Raw genomic sequence first — 15,677 nt, 5'->3', positions numbered from 1 at the left:
GACTTCACTGACATCCTGTGTCAGTGAAGTCCAGCCGACTCGTCTCGATCCTCCTGCTGCTCCAGACCCGCGGCCGGATGACCGCCGCCGACCTCGCCGAGGAACTGGACGTCTCGGTGCGCACGGTCTACCGGGACGTCGAGGCACTGAGCGCGGCGGGCGTCCCGCTGTACGGCGACGCGGGGCACGCCGGCGGCTACCGCCTCCTCGACGGCTACCGCACCCGTCTCACCGGCCTCACGGAGGGAGAGGCCGAGGCCCTCTTCCTCGCCGGCGTCCCCGGCCCCGCCGCCGAGCTGGGCCTCGGCCCGGTCCTGGCCGCCGCCCAGCTGAAGGTGCGCGCCGCCCTCCCGCGCGACCTGCGCGCGCACGCCGACCGGATCAGCGGCCGCTTCCACCTGGACGCCCCCGGCTGGTACGCGGACACCGACGACACCCCGTACCTCCCCGCCGTCGCCGACGCCGTGTGGAACGCGCGGGTGCTGCACGTCCTGTACCGCCGCTGGCGCGAGCCCACCGATGTGCGGCGCCGCCTGGAACCGTACGGCCTGGTCCTGAAGGCGGGCCGCTGGTACGTCGTCGCGGGCCCAGGGCCGCGTACGTTCCGCGTCGACCAGATCATCGAACTCACCTCCACCGACGAGGAGTTCAGCCGCCCGGAGACATTCGACCTGGCCGCGTACTGGACGGCGTACCAGCAGGAGTTCCACGACCGGCTGCACGGCGCCGAGGCCGTGATCCGGATCGCGCCGGGAACCGTTCTCACCGGCCCGGCGGCCCGGGCGGTCGAGGTCAACGGTCGTGTGGACAAGGATGGTTGGACGCGCGCCATCGTCCCCATCGAGTCCATCGACCAGGCCCACGACGCATTCCTCGGACGGGGCGCGGTCATCGAGGTCCTGGAGCCCGCCGAACTGCGGGAGCGTATCGCGCGCACGGTGGCGGCACTGGCCCGCCTGTACGCGTAGTGAGCGCCCGCACACAGACGCCCCAAGGCGGCAACTCCCCTGCGCACGGCGGCAACTGAGGGAACAGAAGCAGTCTGTCCTCCCAGGAGGTAACCATCGTGCAGCACCCGCACAGGCAGCACCGCAGACGCGCCATCGGCTCGGCCCTGGTGGCCACGGCCGCCCTGATCGCCGCCGGGCTCACCGCCCTCGGCACCGGCACGGCGCAGGCGGCCACCGCCCTCCCCCAAGTTCTCGGCTTCGCTCGAACAGGGGGGACCCCCATGGTGGAGGCCCTCGACCGGGGCGTCGTCAGTGTCCACACCGACAGCGGCAACCTGGTCAGCTGGCGCTGGCTCGGCACCGACCCGAACGACGTGTCGTTCAACGTCTACCGGGCCGGTACGTTGGTCAACCCGACGCCGATCACCGGCTCCACGAACTACTTCCACTCGGGCGCGCCCGCCCAGGCCGACTACACGGTGCGCGCGATCGTGAACGGCGTCGAGCAGGCCGACTCCGTCCACGCCGTCCAGTTCCGCACCGGATACAAGGACGTGCCCCTCACCCCGCCCGCGGGCGGCACTACTCCCGACGGAGTCGCCTACACCTACGAGGCCAACGACGCCTCCGTCGGCGACCTCGACGGGGACGGCCAGCTCGACTTCGTCCTCAAGTGGCAGCCCACCAACGCCAAGGACAACTCCCAGTCCGGCTACACCGGCAACACCGTCATCGACGGCATCAAGCTCGACGGCACCCGTCTGTGGCGCATCGACCTGGGCCGGAACATCCGCTCGGGCGCGCACTACACACAGTTCCAGGTGTACGACTACGACGGCGACGGCAAGGCCGAGGTCGCCATGAAGACGGCGGACGGGACGACGGACGGCCGGGGCGCGGTGATCGGCAGTTCCTCCGCCGACTACCGGAACTCCAGCGGATACGTGCTGTCCGGGCCCGAGTACCTGACCATGTTCAACGGGCAGACGGGCGCCGCCATGGGCACCGTCGACTACGTCCCGGCGCGCGGCACGGTCTCCTCCTGGGGCGACTCGTACGGCAACCGGGTCGACCGATTCCTCGCGGGAACGGCCTACTTGGACGGCTCCCGGCCCTCCCTCATCATGGCGCGCGGCTACTACACCCGTACCGTCATCGCCGCCTGGGACTGGCGGGGCGGCGCCTTCACCCGGCGCTGGACCTTCGACACCAACTCCTCGACCAACAGCGGCAAGGGATACGACGGTCAGGGCAACCACCAGTTGTCGGTCGCGGACGTCGACGGGGACGGCAAGGACGAGATCGTGTACGGCTCGATGGCCGTGGACGACAACGGCAACGGCCTGTGGACCACTAAGAACGGGCACGGGGACGCCATGCACGTCGGCGACCTCGACCCGTCCCGCCCCGGCCTGGAGGAGTTCAAGGTCGACGAGGACTCCTCGAAACCGGCGTCCTGGATGGCGGACGCGAAGACGGGCGCGATCCTCTGGTCCACGGCGGCCAACGGCGACAACGGCCGAGGCGTCTCCGGTGACATCTGGGCGGGCAGCGCGGGCGCCGAGTCCTGGTCCTCGCACGCCGACGGCGTCCGCAACCCGCAGGGCACGGTGGTGGCGACCCGCAAGCCGGGCAGCATCAACTTCCTGTCCTGGTGGGACGGCGACCCCGTCCGCGAACTCCTCGACGACACCCACATCGACAAGTACGGCACCGCGTCCGACACCCGTCTGCTGACCGGCTCGGGCGTCCACTCCAACAACAGCACGAAGGCGACTCCGTCACTGTCCGGCGACATTCTCGGAGACTGGCGGGAGGAGGTCGTCTGGCCGACGACCGACAACACGGCCCTCAGGATCTACTCCACCCCGTACGAGACGACCACAAGGATCACCACCCTCCTCCACGACACCCAGTACCGCACCGCCCTGGCCTGGCAGAACACGGCGTACAACCAACCCCCGCACCCGAGCTTCTTCCTCGGCGACGGGATGCCGACGCCGCCCCGACCGACGGTCTACACGCCGTAGGTCCGCAGCAGAGAGAAGGGGCGCGTGCCGAGGTCGGCGCGCGCCCCACCCTCTCGGATCAGCTCACCGAGCAGGCCTGATCTCCCAGCTTGAAGGTTGTGGGTGTGGAGTTCACGCCCGTCCAGCCGGCCGTGAAGCCGAAGCTCACCGACGAGCCCGTTGCCACGTTCGCGTTCCAGGCCAGGTTCTTCGCCGTGACCGTCGTGCCCGACTGGGTGGCGTCGGCGTTCCAGGCCTGGGTGATCTTCTGTCCGTCCGCGAAGGCCCAGGAGAGGGACCAGCCGCTCCAGGCGGTGGTGCCGGTGTTGGTGAGCGCCACGTCGGCCTGGAAGCCGCCCGACCACTGGTTGGTGATCTTGTAGCTCACCGCGCAGGCGCCCGTCGGCGGGGGCGTCGGATCCGTGCCGCCACCCCCGCCACCGGTGTCGGAGCTGTCGCCGTAGATGATTCCGCGCCCGTTGGTCGCGATGTACACGCGTCCGTAGATCCGCGGGTCTCCCGTGATCGCGCCGCCCGTCCAACCCCACTGGTGGGCGTCGTCGTTGATGCGGGTCCAGCTCGCGCCCTTGTCCGTCGAGCGGAAGATGCCCCGCACCCCGCCGATCTTCGCGCTGGTGTAGAGCGTCTGGTACGAGGCGCCGGTCGCCGCCTTGCCGAAGCCGATGGTGTCGGCCTGGTCGACGTTCGACAGCTTGGTGAAGCTCGCGCCGCCGTCCGTGGAGTGCCACAGCCCGTACGCGCCGTCGCTCGCGCCGCCGGCCAGCCACACGTCGCCCTTCGTGCCGGGCAGCGCCTTGAAGCGCACGCTGTCACCGCTCGGCAGGCCGCCGGCGACGGAGGCGGTGAAGGTGGCACCGCCGTCCGAACTGACGTAGAACTTGCCGGACTTGAACCCGTAGAAGGTCTTCGGGTCGACCCGGTCCGACTCCACGATCGCGCCGGACGGGATCCCGGCCGACGCCGACCACGACGTACCGAAGCCGGTCGCGTACTGCACGCCCGCGCCCACCGGGCTCCACACGAAACGGCTGCCGTCGGATGCCGCCGCGACCGTACCGCCGCCGCTGACGCCCGAAGGGTCCGTGCCCGCGAACCAGTTGGCGCCGTTGTCCGTGGAGAAGGTGATGTGCGGGCCCGAGTCGAGGTTGCCGACGCGCACCACGGTGTTCGGGCTGGTCTCGGCGTAGTCGAGGCTCGTCGTCGTGGTGAAGTTCGGCGAGGTGTACATCATCGACGGCACCTTGGTGAGGTCCGTGTGCCGGAAGCCGCCGATGTCACCGAGGGCGCTGAGGAGGGAGGCCCCGGAGGGCGGAGAGGCCAGGTCGTCGACGGCCGTCTCCTCCAGGCCCTGGACCATGGGCCGAATGGTGAACTGGCTGTTGCTGTCCCAGTTCGTGAGGTTCTCGGTGCCGTAGATCGTCGCGCCCGTTCCGTACATCATCCGGGCGGAGTTGAACGGGTCGATCTCCAGACCCTCGGTCATCCAGCCGAGTTTGGGGGACTGCTCGGGGGGTGACGGGTTCGCGTTGAAGGTCAGCCAGGGCACGGACGACACGTCCATCGTGTAGCGGTTCGAGCGGTTCGGATACGAGGTGTAGTCCCAGGCCTTCGTCCAGGTACCGCCGCTGTCGGTGGACCGGAAGATCTGGGTGTCCGGCCACCACGAGCTGTACGCCGTGGTCATCACCGTGCCCGGATGCTGACGGTCGACGGTCAGTCCGCTGAATCCGTAGTAGGTGTCGGCCTCCGCGACCGGACTGATGTTCGTCCAGGTCCCGGTCCTGGTCGCGTACCGCCACAGCTGGCCCTTGCCGCCGTCGTACGGGCCGCCCTTGTCGCTGTAGGCGAGGTAGAGGTAGCCGTTCGTGGCGTCGAGGACGCCCTTGTGGGCGAGGTAGCCGGTGGGCTGCCCGGCGAGCCGTGACCAGGTCGTGCCGCCGTCCGTCGAGCGGTAGACCGCGTTGTCCTTGTCGGCGACCCCGACGTAGATCGTCTGCGTGGCGCTGGTGGAGGTGCCCGTGGACTCGTCGAAGGTCACCCACACGATGCCCTGGTTGTCACTGGCGTAGCCGCTCGTGTCGGTCGCGTCCTGCACGTAGTTGCCGACGTTCGGGAAGCTGGTCACCTGCGACCACGTGACACCCGAGTCCGTGGACCGCCACAGACCCTTGCCGCTCGGCGCGCCGAGGTACAGCACGCTGTCCTTGTTGGGGTCGATCGCGAGGCGCTCGCCCATGCCCCGGCCCGGCATGTTCCCGCCCAGTTTGAAGGGCAGGTCCGTCCGCTGCCAGCTCGCGCCCCGGTCGGCGGAGCGCAGTACGGCACCGTTGCCGGGGTCCCAGCTGTTCGTGTACGTGCCGACCGCCGCGTACACCTTGTTCGGGTCGACGGAGTCGGACGCGAGGCTGACCACCCCGGTGTGGCCCCACCGGTCCCAGCCGATGGAGTCCGTGAGCGGGGTCCAGGTCTTCGTCGACTCCTGCCAGCGGTAGGCGCCGCCGATGTCCGTGCGGGCGTAGGCGAGGTTCTTCTCGGAGCGGTTGAAGACGATGCCGGGGACGAAGCCGCCGCCGTCGATCCGGGCGTTCTTCCAGGTGTACGTGTCGGCGGCGAGCGTCGTTGTCGGGGTGCTCGCGGCGAGGGCGGGCGGACTGCCCGCCAGTAAGCCTGCGGCGAGGGCCAGTACGGCCGTGAGGATGCGGGTTCTTCGCACGGTGGGGTCCTCTCTGAAGGAGGGCATGACGACCGGGCGGCCCCCAGTGCGGGTGGGGGCCGCCCGGCCAGGTGGTCCCGTCGTCAGGTGACGGGACCACGCACGCGGAGCTTCGGGCGCCCGGAGAGGCGCGGTCCTGGGCCTCGCGCCCGTCAGGGGCGCGGGGAACCGCGCGACCAGCCACAACCGGCCCGCAGCTCAGGTACCGCCCGACCCGCGGAGCGCCCGGCGGGGGCTATTCGAGAAGCTCCGCGTACGAGCCCATGGCCATGGCGATGTCCGCCTGGGCCCAGAACCGGTGGTACGTGAAGGAGGGCGCGGCTCCGCCCGCGAGATAGGCCTCGATCTTCGACCAGTTCGGGTCGTTCTTGTAGAAGGACCTGAGCGAGGTGAAGGTCGAGGCGGAGTTGATCGTGTCGCCGTTCGGCATCTTGCCGCTCCAGCCGCTCGGTACGTAGACCGTGTCGTCGAAGCGGTTGTAGTCGGCGCGGGTCTCCGGGACGGCGATGCCCAGGCTGTCCTGGTAGTTGCTCCACATGCCGTCGAGGAGTGCCTTCGCCGTCGTCTTCGCCTGGGCGTTGCCGGACTTGGCGGCGTAGTACGACAGGGTCTTGGCGTACGCGGCCGCCACACCGACGTCGTTGGTGTAGTCGGCGACGGTCACGTGAAGTCCGGTGTTGGCGCCGGGACTTGACGCGTTCCAGGTGTCGGGCGCGCCGGACCACTGGAGCGTGGAGGGGATCTGGTAGGTGCCGTCCGGGTTGATCGTGGTCTTGGACAGCGCCCAGGACACCCACTTGTCGAGGACCGCCTTCGCGCTCGCGTTCCCCGTCTGCTGGTAGTACTCGGCGACCCGCTCCATGGACCAGGCCTGGAAGCCGAACCACTGGTTGGACGGCGGGTCGTGGTACACCGGCTGCTGGTCGTAGTACATGCCGTAGAAGGTCGGCGTCCCGGCCGGCGGGGTCGCGTAACGGCCCGCCCAGCTGTTGGTCGCGCCGCCCGCGATCGCGCCCTCGTTGGACTGCAGCCAGCGGTAGAACTCCAGCTGGCGGGTGAGGGAGGTCCGCCAGTCGGCGGCCCCCGTCGCGGACTTGGGCTTCAGGTCCGCGTACGAGCTGAGCGCGTACGCGGCCAGCGGGTTCTGGTAGCCGCCGTGGACATGGCTGGAGCCGATGCGCCAGGCCCAGCCCGCCGAGGTGTCGGTCGCGCCGCCCCAGGCGTAGTACCAGGAGAGCAGATAGTGCGAGGCGTCCTTTCCGGTGCCGGCCGCACAGGTCGACGGGCCGACACAGTTGCCGATCTTCTTGAAGTACTTGTCGTACATGGCGTAGCGCAGATAGTCGCCCATCTTCGCCGCCTTGCCGACGGTCGTGGACACCTCGCCGCCCTTGCCCTGCGCCTTGGCCCACACGTCGGCCCAGTAGGCGGCCTGCACGGCCCGCGCGTCGGCGTCCGGCGCGTCGGTGTACTTCCACTGCTTGGCGTACGAGGAGTCCCCGGTGAAGAGGTCCAGGTAGCCGTTGGTGGAGCCGTACTTGAAGGCGTCGCAGGTCGGCTGCGGCACGGTCTCCCACACCGATTCCTGCGCGCCGCGCTGGAAGGTGTTGATGTACGACGGTCCGGTCGCGGTCGGTCCGGCCTCGCACTTGCCGGGCTCGTTGCCGTAGCCGTAGACGTTGTCGACGTCCTGGAGCCAGTGCATGCCGTACACGTCGTCCGTGCCGTACGCGCTCTTCAGCTCGGCCGCGATCGGGTCCGAGCCGACGGAGACGCCCGTGTCGAGCTTGGCCGGGTACTCGTTCGGGGTGTCGAGTTCCGGCGCGTAGGTCGCGGGCTTCGAGGCGTTGTAGAAGGAGTTCGTCGGCTGGTCGGCGTGGGTGGGGATCATGTACGTCTCCATGGTCGTCCACGCGGCGTTGAACTTGGACCAGTCGCCGGTGACCTTCCCGTACATCGCCTGCAGCCAGATCAGATAGCTGTACGCCTCCGACGTCGTCTCATGACCCTGGTCCGGCGCCTCGACGATCAGCGTCTCCACCGAGTGGTACGGGATGCCCTCGGGCGAGAAGTAGCCGTTCGCCGGGTTGGTGATCCTGCCGTAGAGGTCCAGGAAACGCGCGTCGTACGCCTTCGACGCGGCCAGCTCCGTCACGGTGACCGTCGCCTTGGCGTACCCGGTCGCCGAGGCCGTGAAGGTCGCGGCGCCGGTGCCGGAGGCGTCGGCGGTGAGGGTGACGTTCTGCGCCGTGCTCCAGTTGGCCGGGGTGAAGGTGAGCGAGGCGCCGCCGGTCACGGACAGCCCCGTATTGCCGTCCGTACGGGCGGTCGTCACCGTCACGTTCGCGGCCGGCTGTTTCGAAAGCTGCACGGCGAACGTTCCCGACTTGCCCTGCTGGACCCCGAGTTGGGTCGGCGAGGCCACCACGGCGGGACCCGAGGCGACCGTGATGCCGACCGGCGTGGACGCCGCGGAGGCGCCCAGGCTGTCGTACGCCTTGGCCACCAGTGAATGACTGCCCACGGTCAAACTGGAGGTGGAGAGCGTGTAGGGGGAGCTGGTGTCCGTGCCCAGCAGGGTCGTGTCGTCGTAGAACTCGACCTTGGCGATCGTCGCGTTGTCGGCGGCCGCCGCGGTCGCGGCCAGCGGGATCGCGTCGCCCTGCGTGTAGACCGCGCCCGCGGCCGGGCTGGTCAGCACGGTGACCGGCGGCTGGTGGGCGCCGGTGCAGGTGGTGCCGTTGATCGCGAAGGAGGTGGGCGCCGTGTTGGTGCCGCTGTAGGTGAACTGCGCACCGGTGGAGACCGCTGCCCCGGCGGCGATCGTCCCGTTCCAGGAGGCGTTCTTCGCGGTGACCGTCCTGCCGGCCTGCGACCAGGTCCCGTTCCAGCCGTTGGTCAGCGTCTGGTTGCCCGCGTAGTCGTACGTCAGGTTCCAGCCGTTGACCGGATCCGTGCCCCGGTTGGTGAGCGTGAGATCCGCGGTGAAGCCGGAGCCCCAGTCGTTGGTCTTGTAGTCGACGCTGCACTGAACTCCCGCCGCCTGGGCGGGAGTCGATCCGTTCGTGAGCATGGTGAGCGGAAGCGCGAGGGCGGCCACCACGGCGGTCCACAGCCGCCGGGCCCTCCGGCGTCTGCTTCGTGAGCTTGGGTGCATGTCCTGGTTCCTCCTTGCGGCTCGGAGAAGTGGGGGCGGAGCAGCAACAAGCCTTGAACCAGTGGGAGCGCTCCCATATTGGAGAGGGGGGTCGAAGGGGTCAAGGTGCTTGAAGAGTCGAAATTGTTCGATTGATCAACAGTGCGACGCCTCTGTCCTTTACCGACACTTGGCGCTAACTTCATCCGCACCAGTGGGAGCGGTTCCATCAGTCGACGCGTCCGTCACGACGCGCCCGAGCTGCAAGGAGTCGCTCATGCGACACCCTCCGCGTTCAGGACTTTTAGTGGTCGGCGCCGCGGTGGCCCTCGTGGGCACCGCGATCGCGCCGGTCGTCACGGCTTCAGGAGCCACACCCGCGTGCACGGTGGACTACTCCGTCACGAGCCAGTGGGACACCGGCTTCCAGGGCGCCGTGAAGATCACCAACAACAGGGCAGCGCTCAGCGGCTGGAGTCTCACCTTCGACTTCGCGAACGGTCAGAAGGTCGGCCAGGGCTGGAACGCCAAGTGGTCCCAGTCCGCCACGACGGTCACCGCGGCCAACGAGAGCTGGAACGGCTCGCTGGGCTCAGGGGCCAGTGTCAGCGCCGGGTTCCTCGCCTCGTGGTCGGGGAGCAACGCCGTACCCACGACGTTCAAGCTCAACGGGACCACGTGCAACGTGGACACGCAGCCGCCTCCGACGGATCCGCCGCCCACGACCGGTACGGCACCCGAGCTGCACGTCTCCGGGAACAAGCTCGTCGACGCCGACGGCACGACGCGGCGGCTGCTCGGCGTCAACCGCTCCGGCGGCGAGTTCATGTGCGTCCAGGGTTACGGCATCTTCGACGGCCCGGTCGACGACGCCTCGGTCAAGGCGATCGCCGACTGGAAGGCCAACACGGTCCGCATTCCGCTCAACGAGGAGTGCTGGCTCGGCCTGTCCAACATCAAACCGGAGTACGCGGGCGCCAACTACATCTCCGCCGTCAAGGACCTGGTCGCCAAGGTCGAGGCGCACGGGATGACCCCGCTCGTCGAACTGCACTGGAACTACGGGCAGTACACCGGAAACTCGGCGGGCTGCTCCGACGTGCACGCCACCTGCCAGAAGCCGATGCCGGACGCGCAGTACAGCCCGGCGTTCTGGTCCTCGGTCGCCAGTACGTTCAAGGACGACCAGGCCGTCGCCTTCGACCTGTTCAACGAGCCCTACCCGGACCGCGCGACCTCCACGACCGCCCAGGCGTGGGCCTGCTGGAAGGACGGCGGCAGCTGCCCGGGCATCGGTTACGAGGTCGCCGGGATGCAGGACCTGGTCGACGCGGTGCGCGGCACCGGCGCCAGGAACCTGATCCTGGCCGGCGGGCTCGCGTACTCCAACGACCTGAGCCAGTGGCTGACGTACAAGCCGAGCGATCCGACGGGCAACCTCGTCGCCGCCTTCCACACCTACAACTTCAACACGTGCGCCAGTGAGAGCTGCTGGAACTCGACGCTCGCCCCGGTGGCGGCCCAAGTCCCGCTCGTGGCGGGGGAGATCGGCGAGAACACCTGCTCCCACGGCTTCGTCGACACCGCGATGAAGTGGTTCGACGACCGGGGGCTCTCCTACCTCGGCTGGACCTGGAACACCTGGGACTGCTCCTCCGGTCCCTCCCTGATCTCCGACTACGACGGCACTCCCACGTCGTACGGAGCCGGGCTGCGTGATCATCTGCGCGCCCTCAACGGATAGCCGGCGCGGGAATCACACGCGCGCCCGCGCAGGAACCAGATGTACACCCGCGCGGGAACCAGACGCGCACCCGCGCAAGAAGTCAACGGACACCCGCACAAGAAGAGATGGGAACCCGCACTCATGAGCCGTACCAAAACCGCGCTCTTAGGGGCGCTCGTCCTGCTCGCCGGCGCCTCGGGAACCGCCGTGGCGGCCGTTCCCGCGGACCCCGCCGGGATCGCCGCCATCCCCTGCACCGTCGACTACAAGGTGCAGAACCAGTGGGACACCGGCTTCACCGCCGCCGTCACTGTCACCAACAACAGCGCCGCCAAGACCTCCTGGGCGGTGAAATGGGCGTACGCCGGGAACCAGAAGGTGACCTCGGGCTGGAACGCGAAGATCAGCCAGAGCGGCACCGCCGTCACCGCGGCCAACGAGACCTACAACGGGACGCTGGCCACCGGCGGTTCGGTCAGCTTCGGCTTCAACGCCTCCTACAGCGGCACCAACGCGCTGCCCACCTCCTTCACCCTTGACGGGGTGACCTGCAACGTCGACGACGGAAGCGGTGGCGGAGGCGGCGGAGGGGGCAGTGACCCCTCCGGGAGAGTCGACAACCCGTACGCCGGTGCCAAGGTGTACGTGAACCCGGAGTGGTCCGCGAAGGCGGCGGCGGAGACCGGCGGCAGCCGGATCTCCAACCAGCCCACCGGTGTCTGGCTCGACCGGATCGCCGCGATCAACGGGGCCAGCGGCAGCATGGGCCTGCGGGCCCACCTCGACGCGGCGCTCGCGCAGAAGGGCAGCGGCGAAGAGGTCGTCCAGCTGGTCGTCTACGATCTGCCCGGACGTGACTGCGCGGCCCTCGCCTCCAACGGAGAGCTCGGCCCGACGGAGATCGACAAGTACAAGACGCAGTTCATCGACCCGATCGCGGCGATCCTCGCGGACAGCAAGTACGCCTCGCTGCGGATCGTCACGACCCTCGAGATCGACTCGCTGCCGAACCTCGTCACCAACACCGGCAGCCGGGCCACCGCCACCCCGCAGTGCGACACCATGCTCGCCAACGGCAACTACGTGAAGGGCGTGGGCTACGCGCTCGCCAAGCTCGGCGCGATCCCGAACGTCTACAACTACCTCGACGCCGGCCATCACGGCTGGATCGGCTGGGACGACAACTTCGGAGCGTCCGCCACCCTGTTCAAGCAGGCGGCCACCAGCGAGGGCGCCACGGTCGACGACGTCGCCGGGTTCATCACCAACACGGCGAACTACAGCGCCCTGAAGGAGAACAACTTCACCATCAACGACTCGGTGAACGGCGCCTCCGTCCGCCAGTCCAAGTGGGTCGACTGGAACCGCTATGTCGACGAGCTGTCCTTCGCCCAGGCCTTCCGCACCCAGCTCGTGTCGGTCGGCTTCAACTCCGGCATCGGCATGCTGATCGACACCTCCAGGAACGGCTGGGGCGGCACCGCCCGGCCCACCGGCCCCGGCGCGACGACCAGCGTCGACACCTACGTCGACGGCGGGCGCTACGACCGCCGTATCCACGTCGGGAACTGGTGCAACCAGGCCGGTGCCGGGCTCGGCGAGCGCCCGCAGGCCTCCCCGGCCACCGGGATCGACGCCTATGTGTGGATGAAGCCCCCGGGCGAGTCCGACGGTTCCAGCTCCGCCATCGCCAACGACGAGGGCAAGGGCTTCGACCGGATGTGCGACCCGACCTACACGGGCAACCCCCGGAACAACAACAACATGTCCGGCGCGCTGCCGAACGCCCCGCTGTCGGGGCACTGGTTCTCGGCGCAGTTCCAGCAGCTGATGACGAACGCGTATCCGCCGCTGTAGGGCGCCCGGCCCGGTGATCCGCCGGGGGTCAGGCCTCCTGGGCCAGCCCCCGGCGGATCGCGAACTCCACCGCCGAGTAGTCGCCGTCCGCCCGCTCCAGCTCGTAGGGCACCGCCGGACACAGCGGCGGCTGCGCCATGAGACGCGGGCGCGTGCCGTGGTGCGGCTGCGCCGCGTGCACCAGGAACGGATGGCAGAGAAACACGTCGCCGGGGCGGCCGGTGGCGTGGGCGAGCGGGCGGTGTGCGGAGGCCGCGGCCACCTTCGGACCGAGTTCGAGGAACGAGGCCCCCGCCTCGCCGTACGGCTCCAGGACCGGCGGCACATCGAGGTGCGAGCCCACCCTGATACGGGTCGGGGCGTCGGCCTCGGTCACCTCGCTGAACAGGAAGAGCATCAGCAGGGCCCGGCCCCGCGAGCGGAGATTGGAGTGATAGAGCGCCTCAGCCTCACCGTCGGGGAGGTAGCTCCCTTCGATGTGCCAGCCCGCGTCGTCAGGCTCCTGCGTGTGCGGGAACCGCAGCGGGAAGCTGCCCAGCGCGTAGCGCGGCTCCCAGCGTCTCTCGCCGACCAGAAGGTCGAAGGCCTGGTGCAGCGCGGGGGAATTCGCCGCGGCGGCGAACGGACCCTGCGCCATGCTGCTCACCCAGTGCACGGGGTCCTTCCAGGTGCCGGGGTCGTCCGGGTCGTACCCCGTCTCCTTCCACAGCAGCCGGGCGCAGCTCTCGGCGACGCGCGGCGGGAAGGCGCCCTCGATCTTCACGAACCCGTCCTCGAGGAACCGTTCCACCATCTCGTCGTCCATGGGGTCATGCTCGGGGACGGACCGTTTCGGACGCATCAGGTTTTTCCGCGGCCGGGTTTGCCGTTTGCGCAACATCGTTGGCTGTTTCCGGGAGCCGAGGAGCACGCTGTGCACGCACCCGGACGAGAGGCGGACCACCATGGCACACGACCACCACGACCACGAGAGCGCCCAGCACGCTCATGACCACACCCACGTGGACTTCGCCGAGATGATCCCCATGCTGGAGCAGGAGGCGGAGCTGTTCAGCCCGCTCTACACCGAGGCGGCGGGCTGGCTGCGGGACCAGCGGTCCGAGACCGGGCTGATCGTGGACGCGGGCAGTGGCCCCGGTGTCATCTCCTGTCTCCTCGCGGACACCTTCCCCACGGCGCGGGTCGTGGCCGTGGACGAGGTGGAACCCCTGCTGGAGCGGGCCCGCGCCCGCGCCGACCGGCTCGGCCTCGGCGACCGGTTCAGCACCCTGCGAGCCGAACTCGGCAGCGGACTGGGCGACTTGGAGTACCCGGCGGACCTGCTGTGGGCGAGCAGGTCCCTGCACCACGTGGGCGACCAGCGCGCCGCGCTCGCCGGATTCGCGCGCGCCCTCGCGCCCGGCGGCACCCTCGCCCTCATGGAGGGCGGCCTGCCCACGCGCTACTTGCCGCGCGACATCGGCATCGGTCGCCCCGGCCTCCAGTCCCGTGTCGAGGCGGTCCACGACGAGTGGTTCGGCCGGATGCGGGACGAACTGCCCGGAGCGGTGGCCGAGACGGAGGACTGGCCCGCCCTGATGACCGCCGTCGGCCTGCGCCACACCGCGACCCGCACCTTCCTCGTCGACCTCCCCGCCCCGCTCTCGGACGAGACACGCGCCTTCGTCGTCACCTCCCTCACCCACCGCCGCACCTTCCTCGCTCCCGGCCTCGACGCGGACGACCTCGCCACCCTCGACCGTCTCCTCGACCCGGACGACAAGGCGAGCGTGTACCACCGGCCGGACGTCTTCCTGCTGACCGCGCACACCGTGCACGTCGCGGTGAAGCCGGAGTAGTCCCCGTCCGGTCAGCAGGTGCCGGGGCGGGCGTACACGGTGACCCGGGCACCCTGGACCCGGCGCGTGCCGCACTGCTCGAAGTACGTGGCCAGGACCCGCCGTTTGACGATCTCCCCCGGGGTCGCGTCGAGCGGCTGCCCCGCGGGATCGCTCACGGCGACGACACGGGTCGCCGTGATCATGCGGGCGCGGACGACCGGCGCCGGAACCTCGGTGCCGTACAGGGTGTGCGAGGCGGCCGGTGCGCGGTCGAGGGCCAGATCGCGCAGCCCGCGCAGGGCCCCGGGGTCGGGCAGGGACCACACCCGGCGCCGCGCCGGCAGATAGAGGACCCCGTCACCCGGCGCACCGGCCTCGGCCACGGCCCGGGCGATCGCGCCCACGTCGTCGACCCGGCTCTGCGGTGTCCGCAGGTGCAGCGTGACGGGGAGCAGCGCGAGAACGGCGGCGCCCGCACAGGCCAGCGCCGCCGCGCGGGTCCGCCGGGCCCGGGTGAGCCGGGCCAGCGCCGCGCCGGTCAACAGGGCGGTGCCGCTCTGGCCGTAGAGCACATACCGGTCCACATACAGGGGGGTGACCAGCGAGACCAGCAGGAGCAGCAGGGCGGGCAGCACGAGGAGCCCGAGCGCGAGAGCGGGCAGCCGGACGCCCCGGAGCACCCGCGCGGTGGGGTTGCGGCACAGCGCCGCGCAGGCCAGGGCGAGGACGGCCGTTCCCGCGAACCCCGCGAGCTCACCGGCGCCCGGTCTGCCGATCCACGACACCTGATCCGACTGCCGCGTACTCAGCATGGCGAGCGGCGCCACCGTGACGAGGACCAGCGCCGCCGCCCCGGCCCAGGCCCGGCGGGCGCCGCGCGGCACGGCGACCGCGTGCGCGGTGAGCGCCAGCACGGCGAACTCGTGCAGCAGCCCGGCGGCCACCAGCACCGCGGCGTACGCGACCCAGGTGCGGCCGTCCCGGCTCGCCACCGCCCGCACCAGCAGATACGTCGCCCAGACGACCAGCGCGCACACGATCGCGTACGACCTGCCCTCCTGCGCGTACCGCTGGACCTGCGGCAGCAGTGCGAAGACGGATCCGGCGAGGAGACCCACGCGGGGTCCGGCCAGCCGGTGTCCGAGGAGAGCCAGCGTTCCCGTCGCCGCGGCCGTGGCGAGGACCGACGGGAGCCGCAGCACCAGGAGCGGGTCCAGCCCGCCGGTGACCTCGAAGAGCAGGTGCATGAGCAGGTAGTACAGACCGTGTACGGCGTCGGCATCGGCCAGTGTCGACCACAGACCGGGCAGGGACCGCCGCGCCATGTCGTAGGTCACCGCCTCGTCCCGCCACATGGTGCCGCCGCGCCGAACGCCCCACAGTCCGAGGCAGAGCGAGAGCAGGACGGGGGCGTACACCGTCCGTGGGGTGTGCGGGGTGGGCGA

The 15,677-nt window shown here is 70.0% G+C and carries 9 protein-coding genes; 5 read left to right on the top strand and 4 right to left on the bottom strand.

Going from position 1 to position 15,677, the window contains the following annotated elements; genetic code table 11:
* Positions 1-23 precede the first annotated feature (23 nt).
* Together ACZ69M_RS09785 and ACZ69M_RS09780 are read left to right on the top strand one after the other, a co-directional pair.
* Positions 24-968 (top strand): helix-turn-helix transcriptional regulator, encoded by a 945-nt coding sequence (locus tag ACZ69M_RS09785; RefSeq protein WP_470048265.1) that lies wholly within the window; start codon positions 24-26, stop codon positions 966-968.
* Positions 969-1,066: 98 nt separating this feature from the next.
* The gene (locus ACZ69M_RS09780; RefSeq protein ID WP_470048263.1) at positions 1,067-2,980 is read left to right on the top strand and encodes a rhamnogalacturonan lyase; all 1,914 of its coding nucleotides are present in this window, start codon (positions 1,067-1,069) and stop codon (positions 2,978-2,980) included.
* 58 nt (positions 2,981-3,038) lie between these two features.
* Here the strand turns inward: ACZ69M_RS09780 and ACZ69M_RS09775 are convergent, their stop codons facing one another.
* Both ACZ69M_RS09775 and ACZ69M_RS09770 read right to left on the bottom strand, forming a co-directional pair.
* Positions 3,039-5,693, bottom strand: a complete 2,655-nt coding sequence (locus tag ACZ69M_RS09775) for a cellulose binding domain-containing protein (RefSeq protein WP_470048261.1) — start codon at positions 5,691-5,693, stop codon at positions 3,039-3,041.
* Between the two features lie 235 nt (positions 5,694-5,928).
* Entirely contained in the window at positions 5,929-8,850 is a 2,922-nt protein-coding gene (locus tag ACZ69M_RS09770; RefSeq protein WP_470048259.1) for a glycoside hydrolase family 48 protein, read from the bottom strand.
* A gap of 256 nt (positions 8,851-9,106) precedes the next feature.
* Between ACZ69M_RS09770 and ACZ69M_RS09765 the strand changes: the two genes are divergently transcribed.
* Positions 9,107-10,573, top strand: a complete 1,467-nt coding sequence (locus ACZ69M_RS09765; protein ID WP_470048257.1) for a cellulase family glycosylhydrolase — start codon at positions 9,107-9,109, stop codon at positions 10,571-10,573.
* A 123-nt stretch (positions 10,574-10,696) separates the two neighbouring features.
* A complete protein-coding gene (locus tag ACZ69M_RS09760) occupies positions 10,697-12,412 on the top strand; it encodes a glycoside hydrolase family 6 protein (RefSeq protein WP_470048255.1) in 1,716 nt (571 codons plus the stop codon).
* A 28-nt stretch (positions 12,413-12,440) separates the two neighbouring features.
* Here ACZ69M_RS09760 and ACZ69M_RS09755 read toward each other — a convergent pair whose 3' ends face one another.
* Positions 12,441-13,217, bottom strand: a complete 777-nt coding sequence (locus ACZ69M_RS09755; RefSeq protein ID WP_470048253.1) for a phytanoyl-CoA dioxygenase family protein — start codon at positions 13,215-13,217, stop codon at positions 12,441-12,443.
* A 139-nt stretch (positions 13,218-13,356) separates the two neighbouring features.
* Here ACZ69M_RS09755 and ACZ69M_RS09750 point away from each other — a divergent pair, with 139 nt between their 5' ends.
* Positions 13,357-14,250 (top strand): class I SAM-dependent methyltransferase, encoded by an 894-nt coding sequence (locus tag ACZ69M_RS09750; RefSeq protein ID WP_470048251.1) that lies wholly within the window; start codon positions 13,357-13,359, stop codon positions 14,248-14,250.
* 11 nt (positions 14,251-14,261) lie between these two features.
* Here ACZ69M_RS09750 and ACZ69M_RS09745 read toward each other — a convergent pair whose 3' ends face one another.
* Positions 14,262-15,650 (bottom strand): glycosyltransferase family 39 protein, encoded by a 1,389-nt coding sequence (locus ACZ69M_RS09745; RefSeq protein ID WP_470048249.1) that lies wholly within the window; start codon positions 15,648-15,650, stop codon positions 14,262-14,264.
* Between the last annotated feature and the right edge of the window lie 27 nt (positions 15,651-15,677).

This window comes from Streptomyces sp. NPDC107454 (genome assembly GCF_055582885.1).
This window is presented reverse-complemented; position numbering and strand designations above follow the sequence as displayed.